This window comes from Vibrio anguillarum (genome assembly GCF_001989995.2).
In the GTDB taxonomy this organism is placed as follows: domain Bacteria; phylum Pseudomonadota; class Gammaproteobacteria; order Enterobacterales; family Vibrionaceae; genus Vibrio; species Vibrio anguillarum.
On the sequence record NZ_JAHGUP010000040.1, the window covers coordinates 71,889 to 97,592 of the forward strand.

20 protein-coding genes are annotated in these 25,704 nt (G+C 43.4%); 18 read left to right on the forward strand and 2 right to left on the reverse strand.

Annotated elements, in window-relative coordinates:
• Positions 1-6: 6 nt before the first annotated feature.
• The 3 genes from PL85_RS11010 to PL85_RS11020 are packed head-to-tail and all read left to right on the forward strand — an operon-like array spanning position 7 to position 4,332.
• A complete protein-coding gene (locus tag PL85_RS11010) occupies positions 7-1,338 on the forward strand; it encodes a sensor histidine kinase (RefSeq protein ID WP_115340231.1) in 1,332 nt (443 codons plus the stop codon).
• A gap of 4 nt (positions 1,339-1,342) precedes the next feature.
• On the forward strand, positions 1,343-3,001 hold the full coding sequence (locus tag PL85_RS11015) for an EAL domain-containing protein (protein WP_013867874.1): 1,659 nt from the start codon (positions 1,343-1,345) through the stop codon (positions 2,999-3,001).
• Positions 2,977-4,332, forward strand: a complete 1,356-nt coding sequence (locus PL85_RS11020) for a response regulator c-di-GMP phosphodiesterase, NosR family (RefSeq protein WP_013867873.1) — start codon at positions 2,977-2,979, stop codon at positions 4,330-4,332. The genes PL85_RS11015 and PL85_RS11020 overlap by 25 nt, the downstream gene beginning before the upstream one ends.
• A gap of 41 nt (positions 4,333-4,373) precedes the next feature.
• On the opposite strand, the gene PL85_RS11025 is transcribed toward PL85_RS11020, so the two are convergent.
• Together PL85_RS11025 and PL85_RS11030 are read right to left on the reverse strand one after the other, a co-directional pair.
• Positions 4,374-6,077 (reverse strand): FAD-dependent oxidoreductase, encoded by a 1,704-nt coding sequence (locus PL85_RS11025; RefSeq protein ID WP_115340230.1) that lies wholly within the window; start codon positions 6,075-6,077, stop codon positions 4,374-4,376.
• 52 nt (positions 6,078-6,129) lie between these two features.
• Positions 6,130-6,315, reverse strand: coding sequence for a YgaP family membrane protein (locus PL85_RS11030; RefSeq protein ID WP_017042380.1), 186 nt, complete (start codon positions 6,313-6,315; stop codon positions 6,130-6,132).
• A 132-nt stretch (positions 6,316-6,447) separates the two neighbouring features.
• Here PL85_RS11030 and PL85_RS11035 point away from each other — a divergent pair, with 132 nt between their 5' ends.
• The 15 genes from PL85_RS11035 to PL85_RS11105 all read left to right on the forward strand — a co-directional run bounded on the left by PL85_RS11035 (position 6,448) and on the right by PL85_RS11105 (position 25,687).
• A complete protein-coding gene (locus tag PL85_RS11035) occupies positions 6,448-6,777 on the forward strand; it encodes an ArsR/SmtB family transcription factor (protein ID WP_013867870.1) in 330 nt (109 codons plus the stop codon).
• Between the two features lie 30 nt (positions 6,778-6,807).
• Positions 6,808-7,227 carry a YeeE/YedE family protein gene (locus PL85_RS11040; protein WP_115340229.1) on the forward strand — a complete coding sequence of 140 codons (420 nt, stop codon included), beginning with the start codon at positions 6,808-6,810 and terminating at the stop codon, positions 7,225-7,227.
• A 10-nt stretch (positions 7,228-7,237) separates the two neighbouring features.
• On the forward strand, positions 7,238-7,696 hold the full coding sequence (locus PL85_RS11045) for a YeeE/YedE family protein (RefSeq protein WP_013867868.1): 459 nt from the start codon (positions 7,238-7,240) through the stop codon (positions 7,694-7,696).
• A gap of 56 nt (positions 7,697-7,752) precedes the next feature.
• Positions 7,753-8,772, forward strand: coding sequence for an efflux RND transporter periplasmic adaptor subunit (locus tag PL85_RS11050; RefSeq protein ID WP_411848012.1), 1,020 nt, complete (start codon positions 7,753-7,755; stop codon positions 8,770-8,772).
• 1 nt (position 8,773) lies between these two features.
• Positions 8,774-11,920, forward strand: a complete 3,147-nt coding sequence (locus PL85_RS11055; RefSeq protein WP_115340228.1) for an efflux RND transporter permease subunit — start codon at positions 8,774-8,776, stop codon at positions 11,918-11,920.
• Positions 11,921-12,151: 231 nt separating this feature from the next.
• Positions 12,152-13,582, forward strand: coding sequence for a transporter substrate-binding domain-containing diguanylate cyclase (locus PL85_RS11060; RefSeq protein WP_115340227.1), 1,431 nt, complete (start codon positions 12,152-12,154; stop codon positions 13,580-13,582).
• Between the two features lie 544 nt (positions 13,583-14,126).
• Positions 14,127-16,247, forward strand: a complete 2,121-nt coding sequence (gene nrdD, locus PL85_RS11065; RefSeq protein WP_026028505.1) for an anaerobic ribonucleoside-triphosphate reductase — start codon at positions 14,127-14,129, stop codon at positions 16,245-16,247.
• Between the two features lie 23 nt (positions 16,248-16,270).
• Entirely contained in the window at positions 16,271-16,738 is a 468-nt protein-coding gene (nrdG, locus tag PL85_RS11070; RefSeq protein WP_115340226.1) for an anaerobic ribonucleoside-triphosphate reductase-activating protein, read from the forward strand.
• Between the two features lie 62 nt (positions 16,739-16,800).
• Positions 16,801-17,982 (forward strand): amino acid aminotransferase, encoded by a 1,182-nt coding sequence (locus tag PL85_RS11075; RefSeq protein WP_013867862.1) that lies wholly within the window; start codon positions 16,801-16,803, stop codon positions 17,980-17,982.
• 28 nt (positions 17,983-18,010) lie between these two features.
• Positions 18,011-18,631: an ATP-dependent zinc protease family protein gene (locus tag PL85_RS11080; RefSeq protein ID WP_013867861.1), complete on the forward strand. Its 621-nt coding sequence runs from the start codon at positions 18,011-18,013 to the stop codon at positions 18,629-18,631.
• 315 nt (positions 18,632-18,946) lie between these two features.
• Positions 18,947-19,894: a DHH family phosphoesterase gene (locus PL85_RS11085; RefSeq protein WP_038148427.1), complete on the forward strand. Its 948-nt coding sequence runs from the start codon at positions 18,947-18,949 to the stop codon at positions 19,892-19,894.
• Positions 19,895-20,145: 251 nt separating this feature from the next.
• The gene (locus PL85_RS11090) at positions 20,146-21,963 is read left to right on the forward strand and encodes an extracellular solute-binding protein (RefSeq protein WP_174223876.1); all 1,818 of its coding nucleotides are present in this window, start codon (positions 20,146-20,148) and stop codon (positions 21,961-21,963) included.
• A gap of 9 nt (positions 21,964-21,972) precedes the next feature.
• Positions 21,973-23,058: a microcin C ABC transporter permease YejB gene (locus PL85_RS11095; protein ID WP_013867858.1), complete on the forward strand. Its 1,086-nt coding sequence runs from the start codon at positions 21,973-21,975 to the stop codon at positions 23,056-23,058.
• Entirely contained in the window at positions 23,055-24,098 is a 1,044-nt protein-coding gene (locus PL85_RS11100) for an ABC transporter permease (RefSeq protein ID WP_017046433.1), read from the forward strand. Before PL85_RS11095 ends, PL85_RS11100 begins: the two co-directional genes overlap by 4 nt.
• A complete protein-coding gene (locus tag PL85_RS11105) occupies positions 24,095-25,687 on the forward strand; it encodes an ABC transporter ATP-binding protein (protein ID WP_115340224.1) in 1,593 nt (530 codons plus the stop codon). Before PL85_RS11100 ends, PL85_RS11105 begins: the two co-directional genes overlap by 4 nt.
• Positions 25,688-25,704 lie beyond the last annotated feature (17 nt).

A 25,704-nucleotide genomic window follows, 5' to 3' on the forward strand; every position in this document is an offset into this window, starting at 1 on the left:
GGGAGTATGCATGTGAGTAAAACCCAGCAACAGGAAGAGAATAGACGCTTTCAAGAAGAACACAGCTTGGACTCAACATTTCACTACGTCGTACTTTCTTTGCTAGGAGTTATGTTTTCAAATCAATCACAAGAAGACAAGTTAGATCAGTTTATTACTCATGTTCAGCCTTTATTCCCTAATACACATATCGTGCTATTTTCTTACAATTCTGAGCAGAGGCTCAAGATACTGCGTTCTAGTTTTCCAATCACCGATGCAATGAAGTTAGGCACATACCCAACCTTAGCCGATACGGAGTTTAGTTACTTTCCTGATTTAGCCAATGATACGGGGAAATTCTCAGACTACCACAATGACTTTCCTGCTTGGAAAAGTGGCGTTACCTTTTCCGTCTCCTCACTGACGCGGCGCTATAGCCTGTTTCTTGCGCGAACAACGCTGAATGCTTTTGACTTAAGTGAATTAGAAAAAATCCAAGAAGGCATGTTACTGGTTGAGATGGCCTTAAAATTACTGTCGTCTATGCGGGAGAGTAGTAGTGATCTTCAACGAAATGAGCAAGATGCAAAAAGGGTTTCTTTAGGTAAATTGGCCGCCGGTGTTGCGCATGAAATCAATAATCCACTCGGCTTTGTGATGAGTAATTTCAACACGTTAAGTTCCTATCTTGCCCAAGTGAAGGCACACCCAGAGATCCAGCAGATCAACGACCGTCAGTTGGCAGAAATACTTGATGATAGCGAGTCTATCATTGTGGAAAGTTTAGAGGGGCTTTCGCGTATTAAAAACATTGTAGCGAGCTTGAATGTGTATTATCACGAGTCCAAATTATCAGTTGGAATGGTCGATTTAAGAGACGTGGTTAGCTCTGCGACTAATATGGTGTTGGGTGAAATGAAGCTGAAAGCACGCTTAAATTATGAACCTCCTCAAATACCATTTTATGTTCTAGGGCAAACCCATAAGCTCCAACAAGTACTGATTAATTTGTTAGTCAATGCGTTACAGTCATTCTCTCATACTGATGGTGAAGTCACTGTCGCCTTGTATATGGAAAACAGCTTATTAATCGAGAATAAATCTAGTGTCTGTCTATCGGTATGCGATAACGGTAAAGGCATTTGTCCGGAAGATTTAGTGTACGTTTTTGATCCTTTTTTTACCACCAAGCGTATCGGTGATGGCACAGGACTTGGATTATCTGTTGCGAAAGAAATCATAGAAGAGCACCTCGGGAAAATTGAAATTCAGTCGACGATAGGTCAAGGAACCTGCGTCTATATTCGTTTACCGCTTTATGTTGCACCTCATCATTCGATGAAAGGATTGGGGTAATTGTATGTTTCGATATAAAGAAATTCTGCTTGTAGATGATGAGCCAGCGGTACTTAAAGCTTTAACTCGTGAATTCAAACCGCATTTTTCTGTGGTTCATTGTGCGAGTAGCGGCCTTGAGGCTCTGACTATTTTAGAGCGGCACCCTATCGAAATTGTGATTTCTGATTATCGAATGCCTAATATGGATGGGACAGAGCTGGTCGTCAATATTCGCAATAAGTATCCTCATGTTGTAACCATTATTCTATCTGGTCAAGCTGACATCAAAGGTTTGTCTCGTGCTTTGAACGAAGGGAAATTGCATCGTTTTCTCCAAAAACCATGGGATAGAGAGGAGCTGATTGAAACCATACGTTTGAGTTTATTGGAGCGTGAAGCATTGCTAGGTAGTGATGTGCTGACGAACTTAAAAAACCGGCGTACGTTAGATGAACAGATTATCGAATTGAAAAAACATGGTGACTCCTCATACGCTTTGGTCATGGTGAATATTGCTAATTTAGACGAAATTAACCATCAATACGGCGGAGCGCTTGGTAATCAATTTATTAAAACGCTGGCGTGGCATCTGAGTGATGGTAATACAGAGCCGGAAACCATATATCGCTACAAAGATAAGCTGTTTATGTGCATTCCATACAGCCCCAAAGGTTATCAAGTTGTGATGCGCCTATGTTCGCGGCTCTCTCAGCCTGTTGAAGTCGACACACATCTTATTAAAACCAGATACACGGTTTTGCTCTGTGATGTTAAATCGTTGCATCAAGTCGATGATATATCTATTGCTGACCTTAATGAACGCTCGCGAGTGCGTTTGCATCATCAACTGCCGATTTACTGGCTCGATAATGATCCTCAATCCCGAGAGTTATTGGCGCTATTTTCTGTATTAAACGATATCGATAGACGCTATTTCTGCGCGTTTTATCAGCCGCAACTATCGACGGTAACTGGTGATGTTTGTGGATTTGAAGCATTAGCTAGGCGCAAAACAGTTGAGAATGAGTGGCAATATCCAGCCAGTTTCTTACCCATAATTGAGCAGTATGGTTTAACTAAAGTGTTGACCGAAAAAATATTGGAAGACGTACTGATGTTCATCAAACAACATCAGAAACTAATTAAAGATCGAAATATCAGTGTTAATGTGCCTGGGAACATGTTGATAAATGGGCAATTTTACGAATTATTGACTAAGCTAACTACAAAGCTCAGTTGCGGTTTGAATAACTTGTCAATAGAGATAACGGAGCATGACTTTATTGAGGATTTTATTCAGGCGAAACAAGAACTCAGTAAACTGAAAGGGTTGGGATTGAGCTGTGCACTGGATGATTTTGGAACTGGATATGCGGGCTATGAATATCTGTGCGAAATGCCTTTCGATGTACTTAAAATTGATGGACGATTTGTTCAAGCAATTGGCAAATCAGCGTCCAATGAAGTTATTCTGAGGGCAATGATAGACAGTGCTGAATCACTTGAAATGGGAGTGATCGCCGAATGGGTTGATACTCAGGAGCAAGCGGATAAATTGAAAACCTTGGGCTGTTCCATTATCCAGGGGCATTTGGTGAGTCAGGCATTATCATCAGACGACGTGGTCAGTTATTTGTCTAGAATGGAGGAGGAACGATGGAAAATGTCGCACAAAAAATAGCGATTGGTGGTGATAGACTTAGCCTTCTGCTGCTAGATGATGAGAGCGAAATTCTAAAATCACTAACGAGGGTTTTGCGTACAGATTATGACATAGTTTCTTTTAATAGCGGAAAGGAAGCCTTGGAATATTTAGAGCAACATGAGGTCTCTATTATTATCTCTGATATGCGGATGCCAGAGATGGATGGTGCCGATTTTCTCGCAAAATCAAAAGAATTATATCCTGAGACGATTCGTATCCTGCTTACTGGATATAGTGATATTCAGTCAACCGTCAGGGCAGTAAATTCCGGCGGAATTCATACCTATATTGGCAAACCATGGGATAACGAAAACCTAAAATTGATCGTTTCAAAAGCAGCGGAGTTTTATCGTCTGACAAAAGAGCGAGAACATTTGGCTATCGAGTTAGAAAAACGCAATAGCGAGCTCGAAGTGGTGAATCTAGCCTTGGAAGACAATAATCGTAAGCTGGCTGAATTTAATCAAGATTTAGAGCAGAAGGTAAAAGAGAGAACGTTAGAGCTGCAATCATCTAATAAAAAGTTAGAACATTTATTGATAAGTCGTAACAAGACGTTTAAAGACATATTGGGTATGGTTACTGCGATCATTCAATATCGAACGGGACACCCAGCCGATCACGCAGAGCGTATTGCTAACCAAGCGAAGGTAGTAGCGCAGCGGTTAAAACTACCTGAAAGCCAAGTGAGTCATGTCTATTTGTGTGGTTTGATGCACCAAATAGGATTAATCGGCGCGAAAGATAAAGAACTTGAAAAGTTGATTGTTGATCCAGAAACCTCAATTCCTCAGAGTCCTAATGCCAATTCTGTATTAGGTGCCGAGATTTTAGGCCGAATTAAGCGCTTTGAACCACTAGTTGAGATCATTCGCCACCAAGATGAGTTGTATGACGGTACTGGTAAGCCAGGCCATTTACATGGTGAAGAAATACCTTTGTGTTCACGTATTATTAAAGTGGTTAAAGATTATGACTACTATATTGCATCACCAAATAATCCACGTCGTATGCATACCAAAAGTGCGCAGAGTTATATAAAAGAGCAGGCTGGAACCTTATATGACCCCACAGTCGTGGATGCTTTTTTAATGGTAGTAACTTCGTTAAAACACTTGGAGGATGGCCTAGAATTGTGCATTGGTTTGAGTGAAGTGAAACCGGGTATGAAAATTAAGCGTGATTTGTACTTACCCAATGGAAACTTAATGTTGACCGCTGGCAATCAAATTAACTCAGCTTTGTTGGCGAAATTAAAAGAGCTTGAAGAACAGACTAATATGCCAATCGCGGTTTACATCGGTTAACTTAAAAAGAGTGCCGCATCAGCAGCACTCAATTGAATCTTTTATTGTTTTGCAAACAGATAAGTACGGAACCCACCAATCAAGTTACGTGCTTTAAAGCCATTATTGGCCAGTTGGCGGTAGGCTACATTACCGCGCAACCCGACTTGGCAATAAATGATGATCTCTTTGTCTTTGGGCAGTTCATCCATACGTTGACGAAGTTGGTCAACCGGAATATTGATGTCGCCTTTGAGATGATTACCATTTTCACGTTCACTTGGATTACGTACATCCAAAATAATATGCGTGTCACTTAGCGAATCGATTTGATCAAAATGGATGGCTTTTGCATCGCCTTTCATTATATTTGTCGCGACAAAAGCTGCTTGGTTAATCACATCTTTCGCGCTGCCGTATGGTGGCGCGTAAGTCAGCTCTAAGTGTTGTAGTTGTTCTACTGTCATACCTGCACGTTGAGCGACAGCCATCACGTCGATACGCTTGTCGATGCCATCTTTACCAACCGCTTGTGCCCCGAAGATTTTGCCTGATTTTGGATCGAACAGCATTTTGAACGACACCACTTCAGCGCCCGGATAGTAGCTCGCATGGCTGGCTGTGTGAACGTACACTTTTTCGTAATCAACGCCGTCACGTTTTAGTTGCTTCTCATTTTTGCCTGTGGATGCCACGGCTAAGTCGAATATTTTACAGATTGCGGTTCCTTGTGTTCCTTGATAGGTTTCGTTACGACCAAGCATGTTATCAGCTGCCATGCGACCTTGGCGATTGGCAGGACCTGCGAGTGGAACCAGCGTTTCTTTGCCTGTAACAAAATCCTTTTCTTCGATCGCATCGCCGACGGCGTAAATCGCTGGATCGCTGGTCTGCATCTGTTCGTTCACCCAAATGCCACCAAGTTCACCGAGTTGTAAGCCCGCTTCAGCAGCCAGTTTGGTTTCTGGACGCACACCAATCGCCATAATCAGGATGTCAGTGGTGAGTATTTCACCATTGCTGAGCACAAGATCCAGTTCACCTTCGATGTGTTTGTGCTCCAGAGTTTCACCCGATTCTGTGCTAGGTAACGTCGTCGCTGGTTTATATTCGACCGATTTCAAGGCAACACCTAAACGTAAATCGATGCCTTTAGCGCGAATTTCCGCATGAGCAAAGCCCGCCATTTCACTATCGACAGGTGTCATTACTTGATCAGCCATTTCGATCAGCGTGGTTTTGATACCAAGGTGATGGAACGCTTCCATCATTTCCAAACCGATAAAACCACCGCCGACGACAGTTGCATGCTCAGGTTTATTCATTTGCAGCGTCTGGATGATTTTATCCATATCTGGAATGTTGCGCAGCGAATGGGTCAGTGGGTTTTGAATCCCAGGAATCGACGGGACAATAGGACCCGCTCCAGGGGAAAGCAGCAAAAAATCATAACTTTCTTGGTACTCTGACTGATCCAGCAGATTGCGTACAGTGATGGTTTTCGCTGCACGATTAATGCGCAGCACTTCATTCATAGTGCGCACATCTACATTAAAACGCGCTAAAAAGCTTTCCGGTGTTTGTAGCAGCAAATTGCTGCGCTCTTTGATGTCACCGCCGATGTGATATGGCAAGCCACAGTTAGCAAATGAAACGAAGGGGCCCCGCTCAAACATAATGATTTCAGCTTCTTCGCTGAGTCGACGAGCACGAGCCGCTGCGGATGCACCACCCGCGACACCACCAATAATCACAATCTTAGTCATAAATTACTCCAGTAAAATTAAACAAAAGCGGCATGGTAAGGTAAGTAAATCCTCAGTGCAGGCCAAGCTTTTTCAAGAAAAAGGCCGCTGGACAAATCCCTGTGAAAGCGCTTTGAATTAAGTTCACTCCAACAAATACCGTTAGCCAAATAAAGTTTGAATGGACAAACACAGTTAAAACGATCGACAGCAGTACCATGCTGCCCGCCAATATTCTTACCCCATTTTCAATCGTCATGTTGTTACCCTCCGTTGTAAATTAAAGTCACTATAAATTTATTGATTAGTAATGTCTAATGTTAATTTATCTAATTTTGAATAAGCTAAATAAGCGTTGACTAAACCTCATTCATTAGTATTATCTAATTAAATGCAATGCGAAGGGGGAATGATGGAGATCACATCAGTCAATGTGGAGCAAATGAAAACAAATGCGATAGAGGTTTCAGAGTTGCTTAAAACGATGGCCCACCCTGAGCGTTTGATGGTGCTTTGCCAGTTAATTAATGGTGAGGTGGGCGTTGGAGAATTGCAGCAAAGCTCGATGTTAAGTCAATCAGCCTTTTCGCAACATTTAACCGTGCTTCGTAAGCAAAATATGATCAAAGCAAGAAAGGAGTCACAGCAAGTCTTCTATTCGCTATCGGATCCGCGGGTTGTACAGCTTATTCAAAGTTTGCAGACCGTTTTTTGTAATTAGTTCATTTGTCATAGGTTAAAAGGATAAATAATGTTGTTTTCTATTCCTTGGGAATCGTTGTTAGGTGGTGTTTTACTAGGGATATCAACTTCACTCATGTTGCTGTTTAACGGCAAAATTGCTGGGATAAGTGGGGTATTAACGGGATTGATGACGCCTAAAACGCGTGATTTTGCATGGCGTTTGTTATTTGCACTTGGCATGGTAACTGGTGGTGCTATTGCCGTTTGGTTTTTAAATGCACAAGTGCCGCAAACTTTTAACTTTAATAACGGTGTTTTGGCGCTTGCTGGCCTATTAGTTGGGGTAGGCACTCGATTAGGAAATGGTTGCACCAGTGGCCATGGTATCTGTGGTGTTGGTCGACTATCCACTCGCTCTATTGCGGCGACAGGTACCTCCATGGGCGTTGCTGCCATTACTGTGTTTGTACGCCTTCATCTTCTATAAGTGAGTCAAAATGAATCAGATGTTGTTTAGATTAACCTCGTTAGTGGCAGGTATTTTGTTTGGTGCGGGTATGGTTATCTCAGGAATGGCCAATCCAGCCAAAGTCGTAGGTTTTTTGGATGTGGCTGGTGCTTGGGATCCAAGCTTAATGTTTGTGATGGGAGGTGCATTGGCCGTTTTTATGCCGACCTATTTCATCGTTATTAAAGCAAGACAGCAGCCTATAAACGCAGAAAAATTCTGTTTAGCGACGACTCGCAGTGTTGATACCCGGCTTATCTCTGGTGCTGCGATTTTTGGGTTAGGTTGGGGATTAGTGGGCATCTGTCCAGGGCCAGCACTATCAAGCCTTGCACTGGGTAATATTGAGGTATGGCTATTCTTTGTCTCAATGATGGTTGGGCTTGGTGCAACTAATTTGTTGATCTGCATTAAGAATAATAAACAACAGCAAACGCAAACGGTTTAATCTAACTAGAATTCAATAAGCAAGTGGAATCGTAACGATCAACATGAGGGATGGGTATGAAAAGGCGAATTTGGATTGCGTGTATTGCCTTAATCACGAGCGGTTATTGGGCCGTTGGCTATGCTGATGATCGTTATATCGTGACCTATGAGCAGATACCACAGCAGATTGCATTTGAAGGTGTTGTCCAGCCAGTTAACAAAGGGACAGTTGCGGCTCAAACCTCTGGTCGAGTCGTTGGTGTGTATGTCGACGTTAACGATTTTGTTAAAAAGGGCGACGTGCTATTAGAAATCAGCGCTATTCAGCAATCGGCTTCTTTAGACGCATCTCAAGCTCAGTTAACCAGTGCAGAGGCTCGAAATCGTGAAGCTCAAGCTCAACTAAAGCGTTATCGACTGCTGTTTCCTAAAGGTGCGATTTCACAAGACCAAATGGATGGCGCTGAAGCTCAAGCTCGAAGTGCTGCTGCGGCCGTCAAGGCGGCAAAAGCCGCAGTCGTGCAGGCGAAGGAGTCACTTGGATACACCAATATTACCGCCCCTTATGATGGTGTCGTGACGGAGCGACATGTAGAGCTGGGTGAAACGGTGGCTCCGGGTACTGCGCTGCTCAGTGGTTTCTCATTCAATGAGTTGCGTGTTGAAACGGCCATTCCGCAGCGCTATCAGCCTGCAGTCACCAATGTTGCTCAATTCCAAGTCATTATGCCTACGGGCGATAAAATAACCCCAATCGATTACAGCTTATTCAGTTATGCAGACCCTCAATCACATACATTCAAAATCCGTCTTGAGCTGCCTCGTGCAGATCAAACTAACAAGTCCGGGCAAGTGATGCCAGGAATGTGGGTCAAGACAGAGTTTAATTATGGTCAACGTGAGGTGATGCTCATTCCTGTTGCCGCTGTGATTCGCCGAGCAGAACTGAGTGCCGTATATCGCATCGTTGATGATAAACGACTGCTAAATCCAGTGCGATTAGGGCAAACCTATGGTGAATATGTGGAAGTATTATCTGGCTTGGAACAAGGCGATACGGTTGCAAGCCGTGTATTTACACAAGTAGGTGAGTGATATGGATAATCGTTTAGGCGTCTCAGGACGTATTGCCAAAGCTTTTCAGACTTCAGCGATGACGCCGTTGCTCGCGATTGTTGGGTTACTGATGGGCGTTTTTGCGGTAATGGTTACTCCTAAAGAAGAAGAGCCGCAAATCGATGTGACCTTTGCCGATGTGTATATTCCTTTTCCCGGAGCTTCTCCGGCGGAAGTGGAAAGTTTAGTGACGAACCCAGCAGAGCAGATCATCTCTGAAATTGAGGGAATTGATAAAATTTACTCTTTTTCACAACCCGATGGTGCGATGATTGTGGCTATCTTTGATGTCGGCGTTCCTAGAAACGACGCCGTGGTTCGTATTTATAATAAACTCTATTCCAATAAAGATTGGATGCCAAAAGGCGTTGGGGTGGGCGAGCCGATCATTAAACCTAAAGGCATTGAAGATGTGCCTATCGTCAGCATTACGTTATCCGATAAAACGGGTACTTTGGACAACCAGCAGTTAACGCAAGTGGCCCATGGTTTAGAAACAGAGCTCAAACGCATTGATGGTACACGAGATATTTATACGATAGGTCGCCACCCTACTATTGTTGATGTACGTTTAGACCCCGTTAAAATGAACAGCTTTGGCATCACGTTAGATCAACTGAATCAGCATCTTCCTGCGGCGAACCACAGCTCTCCAATGTTGAAACTGACGCATGAAAATCAGCAGTTTCCCATCCAAATTGGTCAGTTTTTAACAAAAGTTGAAGAAGTAAAGCAATTGGTGATTGGGCTGCATAACCAGACACCGGTATATTTAGCGGATGTCGCTACGGTTCAATTGGGTGTTGATACATCAACCCAACAAGTTTGGACCAGTGATAAGCAAGGTATTTATCCAGCAGTTACCTTAGCCATCGCTAAAAAAGGAGGTGAAAACGCCGTTCGTGTGGCTGAGATGGTTGAAGCTCGAGTTGCAGAACTTGAAAATCAGTTAATTCCACACGGAATCAGTGTTGAAATCACGCGTGACTACGGGAAAACCGCCGCCGATAAAAGCAATACATTGATCGGTAAATTGATTTTTGCAACCACTGCAGTCGTTATTTTGGTGGTTATTGCGATGGGATGGCGTGAGGCTATCGTGGTCGGTATGGCTATTGTTGTCACCTTGATGATGACACTGTTTGCATCATGGGCATGGGGTTTTACACTCAACCGGGTCTCGCTTTTTGCGTTAATTTTCTCTATTGGCATTTTAGTGGACGATGCCATTGTTGTTGTGGAAAATATCCACCGTCATATGGCGTTAGGTAAGCGCAAGCTGGTGGATCTCATTCCTACGGCGGTTGATGAAGTGGGTGGACCCACAATCCTTGCCACCTTAACCGTGATTGCCGCACTATTGCCAATGGCCTTTGTCTCTGGGCTTATGGGCCCGTATATGAGCCCAATTCCCATCAATGCTTCGATGGGAATGCTGATTTCATTGGCGGTTGCATTTGTCTTTTCACCTTGGTTAGCGGCCAAGTTTCTTAAGCCTTCATCGCATCAAGCACAATCTCAATCAACTCAAGGCATCTTTCACCGAATCATGAATCCTTTCGTGGTCTCGGCTGCACAAAGACGTAACCGGCTTTTCTTGATGCTTGCGGTATTTGCGCTTATTGCTGGCTCCCTATTACTGCCAATCACAAAGGCCGTGGTTTTAAAAATGCTGCCTTTCGATAATAAATCAGAGTTTCAAGTGGTATTGGATATGCCTGAGGGGGCGTCGCTTGAGAAAACGCAACGCGTTTTATTTGAACTTGGCACGGTGTTAAATAGCGTGCCTGAAGTCAGTGGGTATCAGATTTACGCAGGTACAGCCGCACCGATCAACTTCAATGGCCTTGTTCGTCATTATTTTATGCGCAATCAAGCCAACCAAGGTGATATTCAGGTGAACCTGTTAGGGCGAAAAGAGCGCGATAAAGATAGTCATACGATTGCAAGTGAAGTACGCCTCAAGCTTAATGAGGTTGCCAGCCGATTTGGCGGTAAAGTCAAAGTCGTTGAAGTTCCACCGGGGCCACCCGTTTGGTCACCTATTTTAGCGGAAGTTTATGGTCCGACACATGAGATTCGGGCACAAGTGGCAAGGATGCTACGCGGGATCTTCCGCGAAACAGCGGATATTGTCGATATCGATATGTATCTACCGGAAGTGCATCAAAAATGGCAAGTAGTGATTGATCGCAGCAAAGCGTCACACTATCAAGTACCTTATGCTTCGATAGTCGATGCTTTGGCGACGGCCGTCGGTGGAAAGCCGATCACCTATTTGCACAGTGAGCACAGCAAGTACCCAATCCCCATTCAAGTGCAAGCTAGTGAAAACGTCAAAGTCCGATTAGATCAAGTGTTGAACATGAAAGTAGCGAGCACTGCGGGCAGTGCATATCCATTGTCTGATTTAGTCACTATTCGCCAAACTCAAATGGATGACTACATTGTGCATAAAAACCTGTTACCAATGGTGATGGTGGTGGCGGATATGACGGGTGAAACAGACAGCCCCTTATACGGTATGTTTGAAATGGTGTTCAACATCAATGCACTTGGTCTACCTGTGGAACAGTATTATATCCACCAACCTACAGGGTTAAATGGTGTCGAAATCTTCTGGGATGGTGAATGGACGATCACTTATGAAACATTCCGCGACATGGGCATTGCCTACGCGGTTGGGATGATCCTTATTTACTTACTGGTTGTCGCGCAGTTTAAGTCCTACCTTGTTCCGTTGATCATTATGGCTCCAATTCCACTGACGATTATTGGCGTCATGCCCGGCCATGCGTTACTTGGTGCTCAGTTCACCGCCACGTCGATGATTGGGATGATAGCACTCGCGGGGATTATTGTACGTAACTCCATCTTGCTGGTTGATTTCATTAATCAGCAGGTTGAAGAAGGTGTGGCATTTTCCGAAGCGGTTATTCAGTCTGCGGCTGTTCGTGCTAAACCCATCATGCTTACCGCTTTAGCGGCCATGATCGGGGCGGTATTTATTTTAGATGATCCCATTTTTAATGGCTTAGCCATTAGCCTGATTTTCGGCATCTTTGTTTCTACCGTCTTAACTTTATTAGTTATTCCTGTTTTGTATTATACGGTTATGCGTCATTGATCTTTCTGTTCTAACTATTCCCTTGCTCTAACTATAAAAAGGGCGCTGAGTAGTCAGCGCCCTTTTTATCAGCTTTAAAATGTCAGCAGGCAATGGATATTAAAAATGCAGTTTTAAATAGGTAGATTACGGATAAATTCGCTATGATTATAACTAAAGGTGTTTCATAACAAGAAAAGCGGTGCAAGCTTAATCGTGTTTGAGTCAACTAAACTCCCCAGTTAGGAAAACATGAAACTGAAATCTGCGTTATTGATGATATTTTCTCGAGTGATGGCTGTATTGGCGCTGCAGCTTCCAGTCATCGCTTCTACGGCAGAAGTCGGTGAACCGCTCTCCAGCGAGCATGATCTTTCTCAACCTCTGCTTATTACAAGCTCAGCCAAGTGGAAACCGTATTCGTATATTAATAAGCAAGGAGAGCCTGCCGGAATCTTAGTCGATTATTGGAAAGTCGTTGCTGAGCAAAGCGGGTTCGATGTTGAATTTAAACTAGTAAGCTGGAACGAATCACTAGAGCTGGTTAAACATGGGCAAGCCGACGTTCATGCGGGTCTAATTCAATCACCTGAGCGAGATCTGTTCCTCGATTTTGGACCTGAAATTATGGCGATCGAGACGCACGTATTCTTAGATCAATACTTACTCGGTACGGATTTTGACAAAATATTTTCAGGTGAAATCGATATTAAGGTTGGCGTTGTATTGGGTGGCTATGAGGCGTATTACGCAGCTCAATATTTACCTAAATTAAACTTGGTCTACTTTGCCACGAATGAAGATATGTTGTATGCCGCTTCCAGTGCAAAATTAGAAGGGTTTATTAGCGATTATCAAATCGCTAATCTCTTTATGTTTACAGAAAATAGCCCGAAAAAATATGTGCCAGTTAAGTTTCTCTATTCTGAGCCGTTGCGCTTTGGGGTGAAAGAGGGCAATGACGTTCTTTGGCAGAAGCTCGCAAATGCGACAGATAAGGTATCTGATGCCTCTAAAATGCAGTTATTTAGTCGCTGGATCTACATGGAGACGGTTTACCCAAAATATTTTATCCCGATCATCATTAGCGTAGCTCTGATGGTTCTCTGTATTTACATCTTGATGTTAAGACGCGCAGTCATACATAAAACCATCGATTTAGAGAGAGCAAATCACTTGCTAGAGAAATTGGCGCAAACTGATGAGCTAACAAAAATCAGTAATCGCCGACACTTCCAATCAAAGATAGCAGAATTGCAAGGAACTCCCGTCTCCTTCACCTTATTGGTGTTTGACATTGATAACTTTAAGCTAATCAATGATCAGTTTGGTCATGAAGTGGGTGATCAAGCCATTATTCATGTGGTTAGACATGTACAGAGAAAGTTATCCAATAATGACTTTATTGCTCGTTTAGGTGGAGAAGAGTTCGCCATTATTCTTACTCTCTATACCTTTGAAGAGGTCAAATTGAAAGCTCAATATATCTGTCAATCTGTCTATGAAAATCCAATGCGAGTAGCCAATGATACCATCACGCTCAGTATCAGTTTGGGTGGCGCCTATTACGATCTTGTTCCTGATAAAGTCTCACTTACTGTTGCGGACAGTTTAATGTACCAAGCCAAGTTGGCGGGTAAAAATCGTGCTGTAGTTGTTAAAGTTGATCAATGTGCGGATTGATCATTCCAATTAACTTCATTTCGGCCATCTATTATCACTTGGCTCGCCCGAGGACAGTGTTTCAAGAAAAGCCATTCCAAGAAAAGTATGGATGATATTTTTTGGCAACGAAATGACCTCGATTAATCATGAAATAGTGTGTTGGAATTCGACATTCCATGTCGCTAATGTGAGACTTTGTGCCCAAGTCGCGAAAGAGGGAATAAAGAGTATTGCTGCCGCTAATCGACATACACATTTTGATTTTAACATCGCAATACCTCACTGATCGAATCCGAAGGCTTAGCCTATCAGGTTCGGTGAAATTTCAAGAGGAAAAATCAAAAATTTGCAATTTTCATCGTTTCTTTTCTAAGTGAGATCTACTACTCCAAGATCGCATTGATCTTGTTCAATGTTCGGTTTTTATTGATCCAAATCAATACCCTGAGTTGGGAGTTTTCGTTAAATGCACCACAATATATTGTGTCAGTCGGATAATAAACTGCTCTATATAGTGTATTTGTGGATAACTCTGTGAGTATGCTAGGGGTAAGGAGAAATGGTGAAACCTATCGTAATCAAACGTGACGGATCGAGAGCCCCGTTCAACCGTGATCGCATTCAATCTGCCGTGGAAAGTGCAGCTGAACATATTGATAAAGAGATCGCTATTTACGCACTCAATGTGGCGTTGGCGGTAGAACTGAAGCTCAAAGATTACGATGAAGTCCATATCGCCGAGATTCAAACCTTAGTAGAGAACGAGCTAATGCAAGGGCCCTATAAAGCATTAGCTCGTTCATACATCGAGTACCGACACGATCGTGATATCGCGCGTGAAAAGCAAAGTGCCTTGACGCAAGAGATTGAAGGCCTTATCGAAGAAAGTAATGCCGATCTGCTCAATGAAAATGCGAATAAAGACGGCAAAGTTATCCCAACGCAGCGTGACTTACTGGCTGGTATTGTGGCGAAACACTACGCTAAAACCCGCATTTTACCGCGTGATATTGTGCAAGCGCATGAAGAGGGTGATATCCACTATCATGACTTGGATTACGCTCCCTTTTTCCCAATGTTTAACTGCATGCTGATTGATTTAAAAGGCATGCTCACTCATGGCTTTAAAATGGGTAATGCGGAAATTGATACGCCAAAATCAATTTCAACCGCCACCGCAGTGACCGCGCAAATTATCGCTCAGGTTGCGAGCCATATTTACGGCGGCACCACCATCAACCGTATCGATGAAGTGCTTGAACCTTATGTGACAGCCAGTTACGACAAACATTTAGAAATAGCAAAAGAGTGGGATATTCATCATCCCGAAGCCTTTGCTATGTCCCGTACAGAAAAAGAGTGCTACGACGCATTCCAGTCACTTGAATATGAAGTCAACACTTTGCATACCGCGAATGGGCAAACTCCGTTTGTCACTTTCGGCTTTGGTCTAGGGACCAGTTGGGCCTCTAAATTGATTCAACAGTCAATTTTGAAAAATCGCATTGCTGGCTTAGGCAAAAATCGTAAAACGGCTGTATTCCCTAAATTGGTATTTGCCATCAAAGATGGCTTAAATCATAAAGCGGAAGATCCAAATTATGACATTAAACAACTCGCATTAGAGTGTGCGACCAAACGCATGTACCCGGATATTCTCAACTACGACAAAGTAGTTGAAGTGACGGGTTCATTCAAAACCCCAATGGGTTGCCGCAGCTTCTTAAATACCTATGAAGAAGGTGGTGAGCTGATTCACGAAGGGCGGAATAATTTGGGAGTAGTCAGTCTCAATTTACCTCGTATCGCGCTGAAAGCGGGCCGAAATATTGAACAGTTCTACACATTACTCGATAAAAAATTAAAACTGGCTCGCCGTGCTTTAGAAACTCGCATCAGCCGCCTTGAAAAAGTCAAAGCACGCGTCGCACCTATTTTGTATATGGAAGGGGCATGTGGTGTTCGTTTAAAAGCCGATGATTCTATTGCCGATATATTCAAAAATGGCCGAGCATCTATCTCTTTGGGCTACATCGGTGTGCACGAAACCATTACTGCACTCTATGGCAGTGATACACATGTTTATGATGATAGTGAACTGCGAGATCGCGCGTTAGATATTATTAAATACCTGAAAGGGGCCGTTAACCAATGGGCGGAAGAAACCGGTTACGCATTCAGTTTGTACGGTACGCCAAGTGAGAATCTCTGCAGCCGTTTCTGCCGTATCGACACCAAAGAATTTGGTGTGATTGAAGGCGTAACGGATAAAGGTTATTACACCAATAGCTTCCATTTGGATGTGCAAAAGAAAGTTAATCCATACGATAAGATTGATTTTGAGATGCCATATCCAGAGGTTTCAAGTGGTGGTTTTATCTGTTATGGAGAGTTCCCGAATATGCAGAAAAACATAGAAGCGCTTGAAAACGTTTGGGATTACAGTTACAGCCGTGTTCCTTATTATGGGACCAATACGCCAATTGATGAGTGCTATGAATGCGGTTTTACTGGCGAATTTGAGTGTACGAGTAAAGGGTTTACCTGTCCTAAATGTGGTAACCACGACTCATCCAAAGTCTCCGTAACCCGCCGCGTGTGTGGCTACCTTGGTAGCCCAGATGCTCGTCCGTTTAACTTCGGTAAACAAGAAGAAGTTAAACGTCGCGTTAAACACTTGTAAGTGATAGTGAGTAACCTGCTGGCATGAATTATCACCAATACCATCCGATTGATGTTGTGAATGGCCCGGGGACGCGTTGTACGCTGTTCGTCTCCGGCTGTGAACATCAGTGCAAAGGATGTTACAACAAAGGGACTTGGTCGCTGCATTCTGGCCACACTTACAATCAGCAACTAGAGCAGCAGATCATCACTGATTTGAACGACACGCGCATCAAGCGACGAGGATTATCCTTGTCGGGTGGCGATCCCTTACACCCGCAAAACCTTGCTTCTATTTTGCAGTTGGTTAAACGAGTAAAGACTGAATGTGTGGGGAAAGATATCTGGTTATGGACGGGATATACCCTAAACGAACTCAGTGATGCTCAAAGACAAGTCATTGAATATGTTGATGTCTTGATTGATGGAAATTTTGAACAGGATAAAGCCGATCCAAGCTTAGAATGGCGAGGCAGTGCCAATCAAATAATCCATCAATTTAAACTGTAAAAATTATGTATCTAGTGCTAACTTGAAGGTCATTACTTGAATTTCAAAGGGTTGTGACCTTCATGTTTTCACATTTACCAACACCAACACTCGATCCAATACTTTCATTATCGGTTGCATACCGCAACGATCCTCGCAGCGAAAAAGTTGACCTAGGCATTGGCGTTTATCGTAATAGCCAAGGAGAGACGCCGATTATGCGCGCCATTGCCAAAGCGCAAGAGCACGTGATTGCCACACAAACCACTAAATCGTATGTTGGACTTGCTGGGTGTGAAGAGTTTAACCAAAGCATGGTGAACTTATTATTGTCTGGCACTTCAGTGCTTGATCGTGTGGCTGCGATTCAAACGCCCGGAGCAAGTGGTGCGCTGCGTATGCTCGGTGACTTAATGCACGTAGCGCAACCAGAAACGACGGTGTGGATTACTGACCCAAGTTACGTCAATCATAAACCTGTGATGGAAGCGGCGGGTTTAAAAGTGAAATATTATTCTTACTTCTGTCGCGAGACTAAGCAAGTCGATACTGCACGGATGCTTGATGATTTATCGCAAGCAGGGCCAAAAGATGTGGTGCTTATCCATGGTTGCTGCCATAACCCAACTGGCGCGGATATTGATTTCGCCGCATGGCAAGCGATCACCAGTCTTGCGCAGAAAAATGGCTTCATCCCTTTTGTTGATGTTGCCTACCAAGGGTTTGGTGAAGGTCTTGAAGAGGATGTGAAAGGGCTGCGTTTTATGGCAAACAACGTCGAAGAGATGTTGATCACTACCTCTTGTTCAAAGAACTTTGGTCTCTACCGAGAACGAACTGGTGCCGCGATTGTTGTCGGTAAAAACGCACAAGATGTAGCGAATGCAAAAGGTAAATTACTAACGTTAGCCCGTTCGACCTACACTATGCCGCCCGATCATGGTGCTGCACTGGTGAAAACTATTTTACAAAATCAAGCATTAACCGCGATTTGGAAGCAAGAGTTAAGTGAAATGCAACAGCGTTTGTTAAACCTGCGTCAAACCTTGTGTAATCATTTGAGAAATCAGCACAATACTTCACAATTCGATTTTATCGAAAGTCACAAAGGGATGTTTACTGTGCTAGGCTTTACTCCAGAACAGATGGCTCAGCTACGTGATCAATATGGAATCTATGGGGTAGGTGATGGCCGAATTAACATTGCAGGCTTATCAGAACAACATATTCCGTATGTTGCTCAAGCCATAGTGAATGTCTCTTAAATATTTATCAGTTTGATTAGGTGGGTCAATGAAACAACACTTGAAACTTATTGCTCTTTTAATGTTGAGTACTGGTTTGATGGCATGTAGTACGCTAAACCAAACCTCAACACAACCAGAGCAAAAGCCAAAAGTTGAAGAGCCAAAACAACAAAATACTGAGGCACAAAAACCGGTTGAAAAACCCTCAAAAGAGCCAGTTGTGGTGAAGGCCAAAAAAACCTCTGATGGTAAGCTTATTTTGGGCGAAAAAGAGTGGGTTTATGTGCCGAGTTTGAACGAAAGCTTCAAAGCGCGTATCGATACCGGGGCGGCCACCTCTTCAATTAGTGCCGTGGATGTTGTTGCTTTTGAACGCGATGGAAATGATTGGGTCAAGTTCAGGATTGAACACGATGACATCAAAAGTGATGAGATAAGTTTACCTGTTGAACGCTGGGTTAGAATTCGGCAATCCAGTGCAGAGGGTACACAAAGACGTGCGGTCGTTGTCGCTTGGATTGAAATTGGTGATCTCAAAGAAAGAACCGAATTTACGCTTGCCGATCGTACACATCTGACTTATCCACTGTTACTTGGTCGTAGTTTCTTTAAAGATGTAGCGCTTGTTGATGTGAGCCGAAAGTACGTGCAGGATAAACGTAAATAGAGATACCTCACTTCTTAGCTCAACCTAACAGCCAGCACTTGTTGCTGGCTTTTTCTTACCTCCAATTCCCTAGTTGTAACAGCAGTCTTCATTCCTCATTACTTTATTCGATATTTGCTCAATAAAATGATGCGCTGTGTTGAATAATGTTTAAAAACCATTGTGTTAAGTTTGTTAAAAAGACGATGGCGTCTAAAATGAAAACATACCACCTGCATTGGTAAACCTAAAAGGTGTTAACTCAGGATCTGATATACAAAACACTGCTTAAACCCACGCCGAGCAGTGATATGACTGCTAATAAGGAAATTGTCTATGTCTGAGCATCAACAAGCTGAAAGTAAATTTAGATTAGTGACACGCAGCGATTTTGATGGGCTGGTTTGTGCCGTGTTGCTCAAAAAACTCAACCTAATTGACGAGATCGTATTTGTTCACCCAAAGGATATGCAAGATGGGAAGGTGACGACAACTGAGCGTGACATTGTCACTAACCTGCCTTACGTCGCTAATGCTCACTTAATTTTTGATCATCACTTATCGGAAACTATTCGCAATCAAGGTGAAAGGCCGAATCATATTATTGATCCAAACGCGCCGTCTGCCGCGCATGTAGTATGGCAATATTATGGCGGACTGGATACGTTTCCCTCTCAGTGGCAAGAGATGCTGATTGCTGTCGACAAAGGTGACTCCGCGCAGTTTACTCGGGATGAAGTACTTGATTCTGCGGGATGGAATTTACTGAATTTCCTGATGGATGCAAGAACAGGTTTAGGGCGCTTCCATGAATTTCGTATCTCCAATTATCAGTTAATGATGGATCTCATCGACTACTGTGCGAACCACTCCATTGCCGAGATTCTTGCTCTGCCGGACGTTCAAGAGCGCGTTACTTTGTACCGTGAGCATGAAATTCTATCTAAACAGCAGATTCAACGTTGTGCCAAAGTCTATAAAAACCTTGTCATTCTTGATTTGACGGGTGAAGAAATTATTTACGCGGGGAATCGGTTTATCATTTATGCCTTATTTCCCCAGTGTAATATCTCGATTCACAAAATGTGGGGCTTTCAGAAGCAAAATATCGTGTTTGCTACGGGGAAATCTATTTTTGATCGTGGCTCGAAAACCAATGTAGGCGGATTAATGCTCAAATATGGTGGTGGAGGCCATCAAGCGGCTGGAACGTGCCAAATTGCTCTTGAAATGGCCGAGCAGGTAGAAAAAGAGCTGATCAGCCAAATTACCACAGATGGCTGAAGCTGGTGGAGCCCTGCATGGCGGGGCTTTTTATCTCATCGCGGCGTTTTCTATACGTTTCGTTCCTAAAACCACAAAGTTACCAGTTCTTATTGAGACGCACCACTTACCAGCAATGCCAAGTTGCTTCGTTATAATTGCAGCTTGGGGTTTCGTAAATCTTATTTTTCTCTATACTTACCCAAGTGACTGAATTATTAATAGTTTACACCGATGGAATGTCGCGAAGTTATCAATGGAAGGATTCTAGTATGAGAAATATTAAGCCTACGCTGTTAGGTGTGACTGTGCTGCTGATGAGTGCTTTGGCGACTGCGGATGTTGTAGAAACCACAACATTATCCGGCGTTGGGCAAGCCAAATATCCCGCCAATTTTTCTCATTTCGATTATGTTAATCCAAGCGCACCTAAGTACGGAAAAGTAACTTATGGCGAGGTAGGTACTTACGACAATTTTAACCGCTTTGCTTCCCGAGGCGCTCCGGCGGCAGGCAGTGGTGAGCTTTATGATCCACTGATGTTTGCGCCCAGCGACGAAATTGATACCTATTATCCATTGATTGCTTCTAAAGTCCGTTATTCTGATGACTATTCGTGGCTAGAACTAGATATCAACCCGAACGCACGTTTTCAAGACGGTAAACCGATCACCGCGCAAGATGTTGAGTTTACGTTCAACAAGTTCATGACAGAAGGAGTGCCTCAATATCGACTGTTTTACAAAGCGGTTAAATCGGTAACGGCGATCCATCCTTTAACGGTTCGTATTGAGATGTCAGAACCTAATAGAGAAAAGCTTTTTAGTTTGGCTCAATCAACTCAAGTGTTGCCTAAGCACTATTGGCAGGATAAAAACTTAGCAGAACCATTAAATGAACCGCCAGTCGGCAGCGGTCCTTACAAAGTCGTACGTTATCAAACTGGGCAGAGTGTCACTTATGAGTTGCAGAAAGATTATTGGGCTGCCAACTTACCAGTCAACATTGGGCGGCATAATTTCAAGCAGATCCAATACGACTATTACCGCGACGATACCGTAATGCTTGAGGCATTTAAAGCTGGGGAATTTGATATTCGCCAAGAGAGTTCGGCGAAGTTTTGGGCCAGCTCATACACTGGATTGAACTTCGATAAAGGATTCATCAAGAAAGAAGCGATCGCGCATAATAGTCCAGCTTCAACCCAAGGTTTTGTATTTAATATTCAACGAGAAGTGTTTAGTGATCCGAAAGTGCGCGAGGCTTTGACCTATGCGATGGATTTTGAATGGATGAACAAAAATATGTTCTACGATCAATATTCGCGAACGCGTAGCTATTTTCAAAACACAGAGTATGAAGCGAAAGGTCTTCCCTCCACTGATGAACTCACTATTCTTACACCACTAAAAGATAAGATCCCAGAACGTGTTTTTACCCAAAAATACCAACCACCAGTGACGGATGGGTCTGGTCGTATTCGTCAACAACTACGAGTCGCTTTTCAATTGCTCAAAGAGGCGGGGTGGGAGCTGAAAGATAAAGTGATGACCCATAAAGAAACGGGTAAAGCGTTTGAGTTTGAGTTATTGATCTACAGTCCGACCACGGAACGCATTGCTATTCCTTTGCAAAAAAATCTAAAACAGCTTGGTATCGAGATGAAGATTCGCTCAGTGGATACCACACAATATCTTAAGCGTTTGCGCGATAGAGATTTTGACATGCTTTCGTCGGCCTATGCGGCGAATCCTTACCCAAGTCCTAACTTGTTGATTATCTGGAATTCAAACTACATCGATTCAACGTACAATCGCGCCGGAGTGGCAGACCCAGTTGTCGACTTCCTCACTGAACAAATTGCCGCCAATCAAGAGCATCCAGAAAAATTATTGCCTTTAGGCCGAGCATTAGATCGCGTTCTACAATGGAATTTTTATCTGATCCCACAGTGGTATCTGAGCCAATATCGTATCGCAACTTGGGACAAATTCGAGCGCCCTAGCGTGATGCCAAAATATGATATTGGTCTTGATACTTGGTGGGTTTCGGAGCAGAAAGCGCAATTGCTACCAGAAAAACGCCGTTAAGAGGATGCAATGACTGCTTATATTTTCCGCAGATTGCTGCTCGTTGTGCCCACGCTGTGGGCGATTATTACCATTAATTTTTTTATCATCCAAATTGCCCCTGGAGGCCCAGTTGAGCAAGCGATTGCACAAATGGAAGGGCATGGTGACGGAATTATGGAGCGATTTACTGGAGGCGGCCAAGAGGTGGATATGTCGCTGTCGGCTAACACTGGAGGATATAAAGGTTCCCGAGGTTTAGACCCCGAGGTAGTCGAAGCGATAAAAAAACAGTTTGGTTTCGATAAGCCTCTTCATGTCCGTTATTTTGAAATGCTAAAAAATTACGCAACCTTTAATTTTGGTGACAGCTTATTCAAAGGAGGCAATGTTATTGATTTGATCACTGAGCGTTTACCCGTTTCGATCTCTTTAGGGCTGTGGAGTACGCTGATCATCTACCTTATCTCCATTCCTCTCGGAATTTTAAAAGCCATTCACCATGGCTCAAGGTTTGATGTATGGTCAAGCGCAGTGGTTATCATCGGTTACGCTATTCCGGGCTTCTTGTTTGCGATTATTTTGATCATTATTTTTGCCAGTGGAAATTATTTCAGCTGGTTCCCACTGCGTGGTTTAGTATCAAATAATTTTGCTGATCTGACTTGGTATCAACAAATTGGCGACTATTTTTGGCATTTGGCTTTGCCCATCTTTGCAATGGTGATCGGTGGGTTTGCCACTTTGAGTATGCTAACGAAAAACTCATTTCTTGATGAGATCAACAAACAGTATGTGGTGACGGCTCGAGCAAAAGGACTGGATGAAGGACGTATTCTTTATCAGCACGTTTTTCGTAATGCGATGCTGATTATTATTGCCGGTTTTCCGAGTGCTTTTATCAGCATATTTTTCACCGGTTCGATGCTGATTGAAGTGATGTTTTCACTGGAAGGTATAGGGCTACTTGGTTTTGAATCGACCATTCAACGGGATTATCCTGTAGTGTTTAGTTCTTTATACATCATGACGTTACTTGGATTAGTCCTCAGCATCATTTCCGATTTGACCTATATTTGGGTTGATCCTCGAATCGACTTTGAGGCTCGTTCATGATGGTAAAAAAAAGGCTGTCCAACCCATTAAACGTATTGCGCTGGCACGGTTTTAAGTCCAATCGGCGCGGTTTTTATTCACTATGGTTGTTTACGCTTTTATTTGTGGTGAGCCTATTTGCTGAGCTGATTGCAAATGATAAACCCCTTTTGGTTGAGTACGATCAGCAGTGGTTTTTCCCCACCTTTCAACAATATGCAGAAACTCGTTTTGGTGGTGAGTTTGAAACCGAAGCGGATTATACCGATCCTTACGTCATCGATCTGATTGAACAAAAAGGCTTTATTGTTTGGCCATTGATCCCATTTAGTTACGACACCATCAACTTTAATATCAATAATGCAGTGCCGTCAGCGCCAGATTCAGTGAACTGGCTTGGTACTGATGATAAAGGGCGCGATGTGCTGGCTCGTATTATTTACGGGTTTCGTATTTCGGTTTTGTTTGGCTTTGTATTAACACTCGTCTCGTCAGTGATAGGCGTTATCGTTGGTGCCACTCAAGGTTATTATGGCGGTTGGCTTGATTTACTTGGGCAACGTTTTATTGAAGTTTGGTCAGGGATGCCAACGCTTTTTCTGCTGATCATTTTATCGAGTTTCGTCGAACCGAATTTTTGGTGGTTGCTTGGTATTATGGTGCTTTTTAGTTGGATGAGTTTAGTGGGCGTGGTGAGAGCGGAGTTTTTACGCTGTCGTAATTTTGATTATGTGCGGGCTGCGCAAGCGATGGGGGTGAGTGATCGCCGCATTATGCTTCGCCACATGCTACCTAACGCGATGGTGGCTTCTTTAACCATGATGCCCTTTATTCTTTCAGGCTCAGTTACGACTTTAACATCCTTAGATTTTCTCGGTTTTGGCTTGCCAGTCGGCTCGCCCTCTTTGGGCGAATTATTGGCGCAAGGGAAAGCCAATTTACAAGCTCCATGGTTAGGTATTTCAGCATTTGTGGTGCTCTCGTTAATGCTGACATTATTGGTCTTTATCGGCGAAGCAGTACGCGATGCCTTTGACCCGCATTCGACAGGGAGAAGATGATGAGTAAAACCGTACTCTCTATCCAAAATCTTTCGGTCGGGTTTGGTCAAAAAGACAATATTGAACCTGTGATTAAAGCAGTGTCACTTTCTCTCTCCGCAGGAGAAACCTTAGCTCTGGTGGGGGAAAGTGGTTCTGGTAAATCAGTGACGGCGAATGCCATTTTGAAGTTGTTACCGAAAAGTGCTGCCCACTATTTGCAAGGGGAGATCTTTTTTGATGGTATCAATACGTTGAACTGTAGCGAGAGGCAATTAAGAGGTATACGAGGTGGGCGGATTGGTATGATTTTCCAAGAGCCAATGGTCTCACTCAACCCTCTGCACAAAGTTGGTAAACAGTTGATCGAAGTTGTGGAGATTCATCGAGGACTAAGAGGCAGCAAAGCACGTCAGTTGGCCATTGTATGGTTAGAAAAAGTGGGTATTCGATCGCCAGAAATTAAGATCAATGCTTATCCACATGAACTTTCTGGGGGAGAACGCCAGCGAGTCATGATTGCGATGGCTTTGATCAATGAGCCTGAATTACTGATTGCTGATGAGCCGACCACTGCGCTTGATGTTTCTGTTCAGGCGCAAATATTAGATCTACTTAAAAACCTGCAACAAGAACTGGGTATGGCCATGTTGTTCATTACTCATGATCTCAGTATTGTTAAGCGTATCGCTGATCGCGTTGCAGTGATGCAAAATGGGCAAGTGATCGAGGTGAATGATGCCAAAACGCTGTTCTCATCACCCTCTCACTCTTATACCAAAAAATTGATTGAATCCGATCCTCGAGGTTTGCCCGTTGACGTAAACCCTGACAACCCAATTCTAGTGCAGCTTCAGCATCTCAAAGTATGGTTTCCCATCACTGGCGGCTTATTCAAGCGCACGGTCTCGCATATTAAAGCTGTCACCGACATGCAGTTTAAGCTTAAAAGAGGACATTCATTAGGAATTGTTGGCGAGAGCGGTTCGGGTAAATCGACCACTGGCATGGCGATACTAAAATTAGTCCATTCGGAAGGCTCGATTTGTTACGACAATAATGAGCTGCAAGGGTTAGATAGGAAAGCTATGTTACCTTATCGCAGCAAGATGCAAGTCGTTTTTCAAGATCCATTTTCAGCACTGAATCCGAGAATGTCGGTGGCGCAGATTATTGGTGAAGGGTTAGAGGTTCATAGCCGTTATGATAGACAAACTGTTGAACGAATGATTTGTGATGTGATGCGAGAAGTTGAACTCGACCCAGCCACTCGCTACCGTTATCCCAATGAGTTTTCAGGTGGGCAACGACAACGTATCGCGATTGCTCGGGCATTGGTGCTTAAACCTGAGTTCATTTTACTTGATGAACCAACTTCTTCTTTAGATCGTACGATTCAAGCGCAAGTGTTGGATTTGCTTAAATCGCTGCAACAAAAATATGGATTAACGTACTTGTTCATTAGCCATGATTTACATGTGGTGAAATCATTATGCCACTACACTATGGTGATGAAACAGGGTGAAGTCGTTGAGCAAGGGGAAACGCAACAGCTGTTTCTCAATCCTCAGCACCCTTATACCCAAGAGCTTATTTCCTTTTCTTATTAAACATCACGCTATGTCAT

Bases quoted from the DNA above. Each gene is read 5' to 3' on its own strand.
- PL85_RS11010 (WP_115340231.1), top strand. From the start codon at position 7: ATGCATGTGAGTAAAACCCAGCAACAGGAAGAGAATAGACGCTTTCAA.
- PL85_RS11015 (WP_013867874.1), top strand. From the start codon at position 1,343: ATGTTTCGATATAAAGAAATTCTGCTTGTAGATGATGAGCCAGCGGTA.
- PL85_RS11020 (WP_013867873.1), top strand. From the start codon at position 2,977: ATGGAAAATGTCGCACAAAAAATAGCGATTGGTGGTGATAGACTTAGC.
- PL85_RS11025 (WP_115340230.1), bottom strand. From the start codon at position 6,077: ATGACTAAGATTGTGATTATTGGTGGTGTCGCGGGTGGTGCATCCGCA.
- PL85_RS11030 (WP_017042380.1), bottom strand. From the start codon at position 6,315: ATGACGATTGAAAATGGGGTAAGAATATTGGCGGGCAGCATGGTACTG.
- PL85_RS11035 (WP_013867870.1), top strand. From the start codon at position 6,448: ATGCAATGCGAAGGGGGAATGATGGAGATCACATCAGTCAATGTGGAG.
- PL85_RS11040 (WP_115340229.1), top strand. From the start codon at position 6,808: ATGTTGTTTTCTATTCCTTGGGAATCGTTGTTAGGTGGTGTTTTACTA.
- PL85_RS11045 (WP_013867868.1), top strand. From the start codon at position 7,238: ATGAATCAGATGTTGTTTAGATTAACCTCGTTAGTGGCAGGTATTTTG.
- PL85_RS11050 (WP_411848012.1), top strand. From the start codon at position 7,753: ATGAAAAGGCGAATTTGGATTGCGTGTATTGCCTTAATCACGAGCGGT.
- PL85_RS11055 (WP_115340228.1), top strand. From the start codon at position 8,774: ATGGATAATCGTTTAGGCGTCTCAGGACGTATTGCCAAAGCTTTTCAG.
- PL85_RS11060 (WP_115340227.1), top strand. From the start codon at position 12,152: ATGAAACTGAAATCTGCGTTATTGATGATATTTTCTCGAGTGATGGCT.
- nrdG (WP_115340226.1), top strand. From the start codon at position 16,271: ATGAATTATCACCAATACCATCCGATTGATGTTGTGAATGGCCCGGGG.
- PL85_RS11075 (WP_013867862.1), top strand. From the start codon at position 16,801: ATGTTTTCACATTTACCAACACCAACACTCGATCCAATACTTTCATTA.
- PL85_RS11080 (WP_013867861.1), top strand. From the start codon at position 18,011: ATGAAACAACACTTGAAACTTATTGCTCTTTTAATGTTGAGTACTGGT.
- PL85_RS11085 (WP_038148427.1), top strand. From the start codon at position 18,947: ATGTCTGAGCATCAACAAGCTGAAAGTAAATTTAGATTAGTGACACGC.
- PL85_RS11090 (WP_174223876.1), top strand. From the start codon at position 20,146: ATGAGAAATATTAAGCCTACGCTGTTAGGTGTGACTGTGCTGCTGATG.
- PL85_RS11095 (WP_013867858.1), top strand. From the start codon at position 21,973: ATGACTGCTTATATTTTCCGCAGATTGCTGCTCGTTGTGCCCACGCTG.
- PL85_RS11100 (WP_017046433.1), top strand. From the start codon at position 23,055: ATGATGGTAAAAAAAAGGCTGTCCAACCCATTAAACGTATTGCGCTGG.
- PL85_RS11105 (WP_115340224.1), top strand. From the start codon at position 24,095: ATGATGAGTAAAACCGTACTCTCTATCCAAAATCTTTCGGTCGGGTTT.